The 11,865-nt window shown below is 61.0% G+C and carries 11 protein-coding genes; 9 read left to right on the top strand and 2 right to left on the bottom strand.

Annotation, left to right across the window (positions count from 1 at the left end):
- The first annotated feature begins 77 nt into the window (after nt 1–77).
- From K2184_RS08840 to hycI, 8 genes are read left to right on the top strand one after another with little or no spacing between them, the layout of a single operon-like run.
- A complete protein-coding gene (locus tag K2184_RS08840) occupies nt 78–686 on the top strand; it encodes a 4Fe-4S dicluster domain-containing protein (protein WP_023321498.1) in 609 nt (202 codons plus the stop codon).
- Nucleotides 683–2,509 carry a formate hydrogenlyase subunit 3 gene (hycC, locus tag K2184_RS08845; RefSeq protein ID WP_163525334.1) on the top strand — a complete coding sequence of 609 codons (1,827 nt, stop codon included), beginning with the start codon at nt 683–685 and terminating at the stop codon, nt 2,507–2,509. Before K2184_RS08840 ends, hycC begins: the two co-directional genes overlap by 4 nt.
- Nucleotides 2,510–2,511: 2 nt before the next feature.
- The gene (locus K2184_RS08850; RefSeq protein ID WP_004104852.1) at nt 2,512–3,435 is read left to right on the top strand and encodes a respiratory chain complex I subunit 1 family protein; all 924 of its coding nucleotides are present in this window, start codon (nt 2,512–2,514) and stop codon (nt 3,433–3,435) included.
- Between the two features lie 17 nt (nt 3,436–3,452).
- Nucleotides 3,453–5,162, top strand: coding sequence for a formate hydrogenlyase subunit HycE (hycE, locus tag K2184_RS08855; protein ID WP_014839316.1), 1,710 nt, complete (start codon nt 3,453–3,455; stop codon nt 5,160–5,162).
- Nucleotides 5,163–5,171: 9 nt separating this feature from the next.
- Nucleotides 5,172–5,714 carry a formate hydrogenlyase complex iron-sulfur subunit gene (locus tag K2184_RS08860; protein ID WP_004104848.1) on the top strand — a complete coding sequence of 181 codons (543 nt, stop codon included), beginning with the start codon at nt 5,172–5,174 and terminating at the stop codon, nt 5,712–5,714.
- Nucleotides 5,714–6,481, top strand: a complete 768-nt coding sequence (locus K2184_RS08865) for an NADH-quinone oxidoreductase subunit B family protein (RefSeq protein ID WP_004104846.1) — start codon at nt 5,714–5,716, stop codon at nt 6,479–6,481. Before K2184_RS08860 ends, K2184_RS08865 begins: the two co-directional genes overlap by 1 nt.
- On the top strand, nt 6,478–6,888 hold the full coding sequence (locus K2184_RS08870) for a formate hydrogenlyase maturation HycH family protein (protein ID WP_004104844.1): 411 nt from the start codon (nt 6,478–6,480) through the stop codon (nt 6,886–6,888). Before K2184_RS08865 ends, K2184_RS08870 begins: the two co-directional genes overlap by 4 nt.
- Nucleotides 6,881–7,366: a hydrogenase maturation peptidase HycI gene (gene hycI / locus K2184_RS08875; RefSeq protein ID WP_023321496.1), complete on the top strand. Its 486-nt coding sequence runs from the start codon at nt 6,881–6,883 to the stop codon at nt 7,364–7,366. Before K2184_RS08870 ends, hycI begins: the two co-directional genes overlap by 8 nt.
- A 326-nt stretch (nt 7,367–7,692) precedes the next feature.
- On the opposite strand, the gene K2184_RS08880 is transcribed toward hycI, so the two are convergent.
- Nucleotides 7,693–9,117, bottom strand: coding sequence for a 6-phospho-beta-glucosidase (locus K2184_RS08880; protein ID WP_123829895.1), 1,425 nt, complete (start codon nt 9,115–9,117; stop codon nt 7,693–7,695).
- Nucleotides 9,118–9,143: 26 nt separating this feature from the next.
- The gene (gene ascF, locus K2184_RS08885; protein ID WP_004104835.1) at nt 9,144–10,586 is read right to left on the bottom strand and encodes a PTS cellobiose/arbutin/salicin transporter subunit IIBC; all 1,443 of its coding nucleotides are present in this window, start codon (nt 10,584–10,586) and stop codon (nt 9,144–9,146) included.
- Nucleotides 10,587–10,842: 256 nt separating this feature from the next.
- Between ascF and K2184_RS08890 the strand changes: the two genes are divergently transcribed.
- Complete coding sequence (locus tag K2184_RS08890) at nt 10,843–11,856, top strand: LacI family DNA-binding transcriptional regulator (RefSeq protein ID WP_004114738.1); 1,014 nt, start codon at nt 10,843–10,845, stop codon at nt 11,854–11,856.
- Nucleotides 11,857–11,865 lie beyond the last annotated feature (9 nt).

The following is an 11,865-nucleotide window of genomic DNA, read 5'->3' on the forward strand; positions in this document are numbered from 1 at the left end:
AGGTGTCGACAAGTGTCGAAGCTGACACCTGCGCAACCTGTTTTCGTCAAAAATGACTTTCACCTGAGGATGACCCGGTGAACCGTTTTGTAATTGCTGACTCCACCGTCTGTATCGGCTGTCGCACCTGCGAAGCCGCCTGCGCTGAGACTCACCGCCAGCAGGGCCTGCAAGCCATGCCCCGGCTACGGCTGATGCGCAATGAAAAAGAATCCGCGCCGCAGATGTGCCACCACTGTGAAGATGCGCCCTGCGCCGCCGTCTGCCCGGTTAACGCCATTAATCGCGTCGATGGCGCGGTGCAGCTCAATGAGAGCCTGTGCGTAAGCTGCAAGCTGTGCGGCATCGCCTGTCCGTTCGGCGCCATTGAGTTTTCCGGCAGCCGCCCGCTGGATATTCCGGCTAACGCCAATACGCCGATGGCGCCCGCCGCGCCGCCGGCCCCGGCGCGCGTCAGCTCGCTGCTCGACTGGGTGCCGGGCGTACGCGCTATCGCCGTCAAATGCGACCTGTGCCACTTCGATGAGGAAGGCCCGGCGTGCGTGCGCACCTGCCCGACCAAAGCGCTGCTGCTGGTGGATATCCGCGATATCGCCCAGGCCAGCAAGCGTAAGCGGCAGCTGACTTTTAATACCGACCTCGGCGATCTGTCGCTGTTCCAGGCGCAACAAGGGGACGTGAAATGAGTGTGATTTCCTTAGTGAATCAGGCGGTGGCCTGGTACGCCGCCAGCGCGGTGCTGGCGTTTTTGTTCGCTCTGCGCAAACCGCTGAGCGGGGCGATCGCCGGGATTGGCGGCGCGATCGCCAGCGCGATGCTGGTGCTGGCGGGCGGAACGGCGCTGCTGATGCCGGATCGCGTCAGCGCCGGCATGCTGCAAATGGTGCACCTGCCCCTGCGCGTTGGCGGCGTCAATGCGCTGTGGCTGCTGGCAATCGGCCTGTCGGCGCTGCCGATTTCGCTGTTCAATATCGCCTGGCATCGTCATCCGCAGGTTAAAGCCAACGGTCTGCTGGTGAATCTCCTGCTGGCCGCCGCCGTCTGCGCCGTGATGGTGACGAACTTCGGCGCGCTGGTGGTGATGGCGGAGATTATGGCCCTTTGCGCCGCGTTTCTTACCGGCTGCGCGCAGTCCGGCAAGCTGTGGTTTGCGCTGGGACGCCTCGGTACGCTGCTGATGGCGTGGAGCTGCTGGCTGGTGTGGTCGACCTACGGCACCCTTGAGCTAGGGCAGATTACCCAGCTGGCGGTGGCGGCGCCGCAAAACGCGCTATTGTGGCTGCCGGGCCTGATCGGCTTTGCGCTGCTGGCCGGGGTCATTCCGCTGCACGGCTGGGCGCCGCAGGCCCACGCTGGCGCCAGCGCTCCGGCTGCCGCGCTGTTTTCTACGGTAGTGATGAAGGTCGGTCTGTACGGCATCCTGACGGTCTCGCTGGCCGGCAGCGTTCCGCCGCTGTGGTGGGGCGTGATGCTGCTGGTGCTGGGGATGATCACCGCCTTCGTCGGCGGGCTGTACGCCCTGATGGAGCACAATATTCAGCGCCTGCTGGCGTACCACACCCTGGAAAACATCGGCATTATCCTGCTCGGCCTCGGGGCATTCGTCACTGGCGTGGCGACCCATAACCCAACCCTGATGGTGCTGGGCTTTATCGGCGGCATGTATCACCTGATCAACCATAGCCTGTTTAAAACTACCCTGTTCCTCGGCGCGGGAGCGGTGTGGTTCCGCACCGGCCATCGCGATATCGAAAAGCTTGGCGGGATCGGCAAGAAAATGCCGCTGATTTCCCTTTCGATGCTGGTGGGTCTGATGGCGATGGCCGCGCTGCCGCCGCTGAACGGCTTCGCCGGAGAGTGGGTTATCTATCAGTCCTTCTTTAAGTTGAGCACCGGCGACGCGTTTGTTGGCCGCCTGCTTGGGCCGCTGCTGGCGGTGGGCCTGGCGATCACCGGCGCGCTGGCGGTGATGTGTATGGCGAAAGTCTATGGCGTCACCTTCCTCGGCGCGCCGCGAAGCAAAGAGGCGGAAAACGCCACCTGCGCGCCGGGGCTGATGACCTTTAGCGTGGTGCTGGCCGCTGTCTGCTGCGTGATTGGCGGGGTTGCCGCGCCGTGGCTGCTGCCGCTGGTGAGCGGGGCGTTTCCGGTGCAGGCGGAGGTCTCCAGCGTGGTGTCTCAGCCGCTGATCGCCATTCTGCTGATTGCCTGCCCGCTGCTGCCGCTGCTGCTGATGATCTTCTTTAAGGGCGATCGCCTGCCGGCGCGCTCGCGCGGCGCGGCCTGGGTCTGCGGCTATGACCATGAAAAATCCATGGTGGTGACCGCCCACGGTTTCGCCATGCCGGTGAAAGAGGCTTTTGCGCCAATTCTCAAGCTGCGCCACTGGCTGAACCCGGTGCGCCTGGTGCCCGGCTGGCAGAACGCTTCTGCGCCCGCGCTGTTTCGCGGCGTGGCGCTGGTGGAGCTGGCGGTACTGGTGGTGATTGTGATTTCCCGAGGAGCCTGAGAATGAGCGTATTAATTGCATTGTTGCAGGCGCTGGTGCTGTTCGCCGTCGCGCCGCTGTTGTCCGGGGTGACCCGCGTCGCCCGCGCGCGTCTGCATAATCGCCGCGGTCCGGGTGTACTGCAGGAGTACCGGGATATCCTGAAACTGCTGGGGCGCCAGAGCGTTGGCCCGGATGCCTCCGGCTGGGTCTTCCGCCTGACGCCGTACGTGATGGTCGGCGTGATGCTGACCATCGCTACCGCGCTGCCGGTGGTGACCGTTGATTCGCCGATGGCGGGGCTGGGCGACCTGATTACCCTGATCTACCTGTTCGCCATCGCCCGTTTCTTCTTCGCTATCTCCGGCCTCGATACCGGCAGCCCGTTTACCGCTATCGGGGCGAGCCGCGAAGCGATGCTCGGCGTGCTGGTGGAGCCTATCCTGCTGCTCGGCCTGTGGGTCGCGGCTCAGGTCGCCGGGTCCACCCATATCAGCAGTATCACCGACACCATTTATCACTGGCCTGTCGCCCGCACTCTTCCGCTGATTCTGGCGCTGTGCGCTTGCGCCTTCGCCACCTTTATCGAAATGGGCAAGCTGCCGTTCGACCTGGCGGAAGCGGAGCAGGAGCTTCAGGAAGGCCCGCTCTCGGAATACAGCGGTAGCGGCTTCGGCGTGCTGAAGTGGGGCATCAGCCTCAAGCAGCTGGTGGTCCTGCAAATGTTCGTCGGCGTATTTATCCCGTGGGGACAGATGACCAGCTTTAGCGTCGGCGGTCTGCTGCTGGCGCTGGTAGTTGCCGTCGTCAAGCTGGTGCTTGGCGTGCTGGTGATTGCGCTGTTCGAAAACAGCATGGCGCGTCTGCGCTTTTGCGCCACCTCCCGCGTCACCTGGGCCGGGTTTGGTTTTGCCTTTTTAGCCTTCGTCTCCTTGCTGGTGGCGTGATTTAAGAGAGTTTGAGCATGTCTGAAGAAAAAATCGGTCAACACTATCTCGCCGCGCTGCATCAGGCCTTTCCGGGCGTGGTGCTGGATGAAGCCTGGCAGACCAAAGACCAGTTGACGGTCACGGTAAAGGTCAACTATCTGCCGGAAGTGGTCGAGTTCCTGTACTACAAGCAGGGCGGCTGGCTGTCTGTGCTGTTTGGCAACGACGAACGCAAGCTCAACGGCCACTACGCCGTCTACTACGTGCTGTCGATGGAGCAGGGCACGAAATGCTGGATCACCGTGCGCGTGGAAGTGGACGCCAATAAACCGGAATATCCGTCGGTGACGCCGCGCGTGCCGGCGGCTGTGTGGGGCGAGCGCGAAGTGCGCGATATGTACGGCCTGGTGCCGGTGGGGCTGCCGGACGAGCGCCGGCTGGTGCTGCCGGACGACTGGCCGGATGAACTCTATCCGCTGCGAAAAGACAGCATGGACTACCGTCAACGCCCGGCGCCGACCACCGATGCCGAAACCTACGAGTTTATCAACGAGCTGGGCAGCAAGAAAAACAACGTGGTGCCGATTGGCCCGCTGCACGTCACCTCCGACGAACCGGGCCACTTCCGCCTGTTCGTTGACGGCGAGAATATTATCGACGCCGACTACCGCCTGTTCTACGTCCATCGCGGGATGGAAAAGCTGGCGGAAACCCGGATGGGCTACAACGAAGTGACCTTCCTGTCGGACCGCGTGTGCGGTATCTGTGGTTTCGCCCACAGCACCGCCTACACCACTTCGGTAGAGAACGCGATGGGCATCGTAGTGCCGGAGCGCGCGCAGATGATCCGCGCCATTCTGCTGGAGGTGGAGCGCCTGCACTCGCACCTGCTGAACCTCGGCCTCGCCTGCCACTTTACCGGCTTCGACTCCGGGTTTATGCAGTTCTTCCGCGTGCGCGAAACCTCGATGAAGATGGCGGAAATTCTTACCGGGGCGCGTAAAACCTACGGTCTGAACCTGATTGGCGGCATTCGTCGCGATCTGCTGAAAGAGGACATGATCCAGACCCGCCAGCTGGCGCAGCAGATGCGTCGCGACGTGCAGGAGCTGGTGGATATGCTGCTCAGCACGCCGAATATGGAGCAGCGTACCGTGGGCATTGGTCGTCTCGACCCGCAAATCGCCCGCGACTTCAGCAACGTTGGCCCGATGGTGCGCGCCAGCGGGCACGCCCGCGATACCCGCGCCGATCACCCGTTTGTCGGCTACGGCCTGCTGCCGATGGAAGTGCACAGCGAACAGGGCTGCGACGTCATCTCGCGCCTGAAGGTGCGCATCAACGAGGTCTACACCGCGCTGAACATGATCGACTTCGGCCTCGATAACCTGCCGGGCGGCCCGCTGATGGTCGAAGGGTTCACCTATATTCCGCACCGCTTCGCGCTGGGCTTCTCGGAAGCGCCGCGCGGGGACGATATCCACTGGAGCATGACCGGCGACAACCAGAAGCTGTACCGCTGGCGCTGCCGGGCGGCGACCTACGCCAACTGGCCGACTCTGCGCTATATGCTGCGCGGCAATACCGTCTCCGACGCGCCGCTGATCATCGGCAGCCTTGACCCGTGCTACTCCTGTACCGACCGCATGACGGTGGTCGACGTGCGCAAGAAGAAGAGCAAAGTGGTGCCGTACAAAGAGCTGGAGCGCTACAGCATCGAGCGTAAGAACTCGCCGCTGAAATAAGGAATCGCCATGTTTACCTTTATTAAAAAAGTCATCAAAACCGGCACCGCGACGCACTCATACCCGCTGGAGCCGATGCCGGTGGATAAAAATTTCCGCGGCAAACCGGAGCATAATCCGCAGCAGTGTATCGGCTGCGCCGCCTGCGTTAACGCCTGTCCGTCGAACGCCCTGACGGTAGAAACCGATCTCGCCACCAACCAGCTGGCGTGGCAGTTCAACCTCGGGCGCTGCATTTTCTGCGGACGCTGCGAAGAGGTCTGCCCGACGGCGGCGATTAAGCTCTCTCAGGAGTACGAGCTGGCGGTATGGAAGAAAGAGGATTTTCTCCAGCAATCGCGTTTTGCCATTTGCCACTGCCGGGTGTGTGAACGCCCATTCGCCGTACAGAAAGAGATCGACTATGCCATCGCGCTGCTCAAACACAACGGCGATAGCCGCGCCGAGCTGCATCGCGAAAGCTTCGAGACCTGCCCGGAGTGCAAACGCCAGAAGTGCCTGGTGCCGTCCGACCGTATTGAACTGACTCGCCATATGAGAGAGGCCAGCTGATGAGCAACTTATTAGGCCCGCGCGATGACAACGGCATTCCGGTGCCGATGACGGTGGATGAGTCCATCGCCAGCATGAAGGCATCGCTGCTGAAGAAAATTAAGCGTTCCGCCTACGTTTATAGAGTGGACTGCGGCGGCTGCAACGGCTGCGAGATCGAGATTTTCGCCACCCTGTCGCCGCTGTTCGACGCCGAGCGCTTTGGGATCAAAGTGGTGCCGTCGCCGCGTCACGCCGATATTCTGCTGTTTACCGGGGCGGTGACCCGGGCGATGCGTTCTCCCGCGCTGCGCGCGTGGCAGTCCGCGCCGGATCCGAAAATCTGCATCTCCTATGGCGCCTGCGGCAACAGCGGCGGCATCTTCCACGACCTTTATTGCGTGTGGGGCGGAACCGATAAAATCGTGCCGGTGGATGTCTATATTCCCGGCTGCCCGCCCACCCCGGCCGCGACGCTGTACGGATTCGCGATGGCGCTGGGCCTGCTGGAACAGAAAATCCACGCCCGCGTGCCGGGCGAGCAGGACGAGCAGCCGACCGAACTCCTGCACCCGGATATGGTACAGCCGCTGCGGGTGCGCATCGATCGCGAAGCGCGCCGGCTGGCGGGCTATCGCTACGGCCGGCAGATTGCCGATGACTATATGCGCCTGCTGGGGCAGGGCGATAGCCAGGTGATGCGCTGGCTGGAGGCGGAAAAAGATCCGCGTCTGACCGAGATCGTCACCCATCTGAACCAGGTCGTAGAAGGAGCGCGTATCCGATGAGCGAGACGGTGGTGTTCAGTCAGCTGAGCCGTAAATTTATTGATGAGAACGACGCGACGCCTGACCAGGCGCAGCAGGTGGTCTATTACAGCCTGGCGATTGGCCACCACCTCGGCGTCATCGACTGCCTCGAGGCGGCGCTGAGCTGCCCGTGGCAGGCGTATCTGGCGTGGATTGCGACCCTCGAAGAGGGCAGCACCGCGCGGCGTAAAATGGAAGGCGTGCCGAAGTACGGCGAGATTGTTATCGACAGCAATCATGTGACGATGCTGGCTAACGCTTTTGATAAAGCGCTGGCGCGACAGACGCCCGAGCAGCAGGCGTGGAGCAAAACTATGCTCAGTATGCTGCATGATATTCACCAGGAAAGCGCCATCTATCTGATGGTGAGGAGACTCCGTGACTGACGTTTTACTCTGTGTCGGCAATAGCATGATGGGCGACGACGGCGCAGGCCCGCTGCTGGCGGAGATGTGCGCGGCTAATCCCGTCGGCGAGTGGGTGGTGATTGACGGCGGCAGCGCGCCGGAAAACGATATCGTCGCCATTCGCGAGCTGCGCCCCGAGCGCCTGCTGATCGTCGATGCCACCGATATGGGCATGAACCCCGGCGAGATCCGCATCGTCGATCCGGACGATATCGCCGAGATGTTTATGATGACTACCCACAATATGCCGCTCAACTATCTGATCGATCAGCTAAAAGAGGATATCGGCGAGGTGATTTTCTTGGGTATTCAGCCGGATATCGTCGGCTTTTATTACCCGATGACCCAGCCGATTAAGGACGCGGTCGAAGCGGTGTACGCGCGGCTTGATGGGTGGCAGGGGCAGGGGGGGTTTGCGGCACTTGAAGCCGCAGAGGAGCCGGCGTTCCCCGGCTAAGCGCAGCGCAAGCCTGGAGTTCGATCAGGGGGAGCAGGTTTACTTTTTTCCCGGGGCGCGGCGTAAACGCCTTACCCGGGCTACGACGACTTTTGTCACCCTGGCGTTTGCCATTCCCGGAGGCGATGCTGCGCATCTGTCCGGGCTACGACGACTTTTGTCACCCTGGCGTTTGCCAGTCCCGGAGGCGATGCTGCGCATCTCTCCGGGCTACCGGTCCGCGGGCGTTGATGAACCTGTAGCCCGGCTAAGCGCAGCGCGAGCCGGGAAAATTTCCTTGTTGCAGGTGTTTGTCAGGCTGAGTATCCCTCAGCCTGCGGGGCGCACTACGCCAAATCTTCCCCGTTGCTGGCAATCACCTTCTTATACCACCAGAACGACTTTTTGCGCTTTCGCGCCAGCGTGCCGCGGCCGGCATCGTCGCGGTCAACGTAGACAAAGCCGTAGCGCTTGCTCATCTCACCGGTGGAGGCGGATACCAGGTCGATACAGCCCCAGCTGGTGTAGCCCATCAGCGGAATGCCGTCCTCGATAGCGTCACCCATCGCTTTAATATGCTCGCGCAGATAGCTGATGCGATAGTCGTCGTTAATCTCGCCGTTAGCCTCCACCTCATCGCGCGCGCCGAGACCGTTCTCCACCAGAAATAGCGGTTTCTGGTAGCGGTCATACATCATATTCATGGTGATGCGCAGGCCGAGCGGGTCGATGCCCCAGCCCCATTCGCTGGCCTTGATGTGCGGGTTCTTCAGCGACTTAACGATATTGGCGGCGCTGGTGTTGCCGGCATTCATCTCCGCCGATGCGCAGCGCGAAGCGTAGTAGCTGAAGGAGACGAAATCGATGGTATGGCGCAGGATCTCATCATCGCCGGACTCTTTGGCGATAGTCACGCCTTTCTCGCGGAATACCCGCGCCGCCCACACCGGATACGCGCCGCGCGCCTGGACATCGATAAAGAACAGGTTCTCGCGATCTTTTTCCAGCGCCATCCACACGTCTTCCGGTTTACAGGAGTAAGGGTAGAAATTGCCGCCCGCCAGCATACAGCCGATCTGATTTTGCGGATTCACCTCGTGGGCGATTTTGGTCGCTAAGGCGCTGGCGACCAGTTCATGATGGGCGGCCTGGTATTTCACCTGCTCCTGATTTTCCCCCTCTTCAAACACCAGACCGGCGCCGGAGAACGGGCTATGCAGCATAATGTTGATTTCATTGAAGGTAAGCCAGTATTTCACCAAACCATCAAAAGCTTCAAAACAGGTACGGGCGTAGCGGGTGAAGAACTCCACCATTTTTCGATTGCGCCAGGAGCCGTATTCGGTAACCAGGTGCATCGGCACGTCGAAATGGCACAGCGTCACCAGCGGCTCGATGCGGTGCTTTTTGCACTCCTCGAACAGCGAGCGATAAAAGGCGATCCCTTCCGGGTTCGGTTCCAGCTCATCGCCCTCAGGAAAGAGGCGGCTCCAGGCGATAGAGGTGCGGAAGACGCTAAAGCCCATCTCGGCCATCAGGGCGATATCTTCTTTATAACGATGATAAAAATCGATCGCCTCGTGGCTCGGGTAGAACTCATCTTCGCGTAGCGCGAAGCGTTTCTCCTGCCCCAGCTTGACCGCGAGGCGGTGAGCCCCGTGAGGAATCATATCGACGGTAGTCAGCCCTTTGCCGCCCTCCAGATATGCCCCTTCGGACTGGTTGGCGGCCAGCGCGCCGCCCCATAAAAATCCCTGTGGAAAAGTCGCCATGCGTTACCTCGTTAACAAAATGGTGTTCAGGCGTGAGAAGCCTGGGTGCCGGCCTGACGCTGTCTGGCGTCGGCGGCGGCTTCTTCTTGCGGAATATCTTCAAAGCCGAGCATCAGCGTCAGGACAAACGACAGCACCACCGCCAGCGCCATGACGCCAAACACCCAGACGATGGTCATCGGATTGGCCGGGTCGAAAAACTGGACGCTGGTGAACAGGCCCGGCGCCGCCATCGAGTGGCTGGCGAGCCCGGCAATGCCGGCCACCGCGCCGCAGATAAAGCCGCTAATCAGGCTGGCGATCAGCGGTCGCTTCAGCCGCACCGCCACGCCGTACAGCGCCGGTTCGGAAATCCCCGCCAGAATCGCAGAAGCCGCGGCCGCCAGCGCCGTCTGGCGCAGCTCCGGGTTTTTGGTTTTCCACGCCACCGCCAGCGACGAGCCGCCCAGCGACAGATTAGCGCCGATTTCCGACGGCATCACCATGCCCTCTTTGCCGGTTTCGGCGATGGTCTGAATGATCGTTGGGGTAAAGACCCGGTGCATCCCGGTCATTACCAGCAGCGGCCACAGGGCGCCCATGATCGCCACCGACAGCCAGCCGAGATAGCTGTGGATCGTATAGACCAGCGCGGAAATGGCGCTACCGATCCAGATGCCGAGCGGGCCGATCAGCAGAATCGACAGCGGAGCGGCGATCAGTACGATCAGCATCGGTTTAAGGAAGTTTTTTGTCACCGCCGGGGTGATACGGTCGACCCAGCGTTCGATATAAGAGAGGCACCAGGTCATCACCAGCGCCGGGATCACGGTATAGGTGTATTTCACCGCCGTCACCGGAATAAAGGCAAACTCCACGTGCTCGCCCTGGGCGGCTTTGGCCATCAGTTCGATAAAGCTCGGGTGCACCAGCACCCCGGCAATGGCAATCGCCAGCGACATATTGGTTTTGAACTTCACCGCTGCGGAAGCGGCGACCATCAGCGGCAGGAAGAAGAACGCGCCGTCGCCGATCACCGTCAGAATAGTCAGCGTTGGCGCGCCTTTGGGCAGCGCGCCGGTCATCTCGAGGATCATTGCCAGCAGCTTAACCATCGATCCACCGATAATCGCCGGGATCAGCGGCGACATGGTGCCGATCAGCGCGTCGAGGATCCCGGCGCCGATGCGTTTCAGGGTAATAGGCGGTTTCCCCTGCGGTTCGGCCGGGCGCAGATCCCCCGGCAGCAGCGCGACCACTTCGCGATACGCCTGGGAGACGGTATTGCCCACGATCACCTGGCACTGGTTATCGCTACGCACCACGCCGAGCACGCCTTTCAGCCCTTTGAGGGTGGCGCTGTCGACCCGCTCGTTGTCTTTGACCACGAAACGCAGGCGGGTCATGCAGTGGGTGACGGCGGCAACGTTATCTGCGCCACCGATTGCCGCGATAATCTGCTGCGCCAGAGCTGCATAATTTTTAGACATCGGATTTTATCCTGTTTATCAATGGGGTACTGGCTTATCACCGCGCCGGAAAGCGGTGCGGCATCATGCATACATAGGAAACCGGTTCCACAAAATCATGATTAGTTTCATGAATGCATACAAGAAATAAAAAAATAAGATCTCGATTTTGTGATTTTGATCGCTGTGTGCGCATCCGCGCGGGCGACGCGCAAATGCTGAAAAAGCGCAGCGTGTGCAGTACACTGCGGGCAACATTGGCAACAGGAATAACCACATGGCAACGATGCTGGAGGTAGCGAAGCGCGCGGGGGTGTCAAAGGCCACCGTTTCGCGGGTGCTGTCGGGGAACGGCTATGTCAGCCAGGAGACCAAAGATCGCGTCTTCCAGGCGGTGGCCGAAAGCGGCTACCGGCCGAATCTGCTGGCGCGCAACCTGGCGACGAAAAAGACGCAGACCCTCGGGCTGGTGGTGACCAACACCCTTTATCACGGCGTCTATTTCAGCGAACTGCTCTACCACGTCGCGCGGATGACCGAAGACAAAGGGCGGCAGCTGATCCTCGCCGACGGCAAGCACAGCGCGGAGGAGGAGCGCGAGGCGATTGAGTATCTGCTCGATCTGCGCTGCGATGCGATAATTATCTATCCGCGCTTTCTCAGCGTTGATGAGATGGATGAGATTATCGAAAATCATGAGCGGCCCATCATGGTGCTCAACCGCCGCCTGCGCCGCAACGCCAGCCACTGCGTCTGGTCCGATCAAAAAGCTTCGGCGATGATGGCGGTGGAAAAGCTTATCGCGCTGGGCCATCGGGAAATCGCGTTTATTACCGGTTCGCTGGATTCGCCAACCGGCGTTGAGCGTCTCTCGGGCTATAAAGACGCGCTGGCCCGCCACGGGATTGCCCTGAATAACGATCTGATCGTCGAAGGCCGCTGGACGCCGGAAACCGGCGCGGCGGGGGTTGAAACGCTGCGCCAGCGCCGCGTCGGCTACAGCGCGCTGGTGGCGAGCAACGACGACATGGCGGTTGGCGCGATGAAACAGCTGCATCAGATCGGCGTCAAGGTTCCGGAGCAGGTCTCGGTCGTGGGGTTTGACGATATCGTGCTGGCGCCGTATATGGTTCCGGCGCTCTCCAGCGTCAAAGTTCCGGTGACGGAGATGATCAAAGAGAGCATCAACCGGCTGATCTTTATGCTCGACGGCGGCGATTTTAAATTTCAGCAACTCTTCCCCGGCGAGCTGATTGAACGCGACTCGGTGGTCCCCGGCCCGCATGCCTGACGTCGTCAG

Source organism: Klebsiella sp. K5-306 (genome assembly GCF_051835185.1).
Lineage (GTDB): Bacteria > Pseudomonadota > Gammaproteobacteria > Enterobacterales > Enterobacteriaceae > Klebsiella > Klebsiella oxytoca.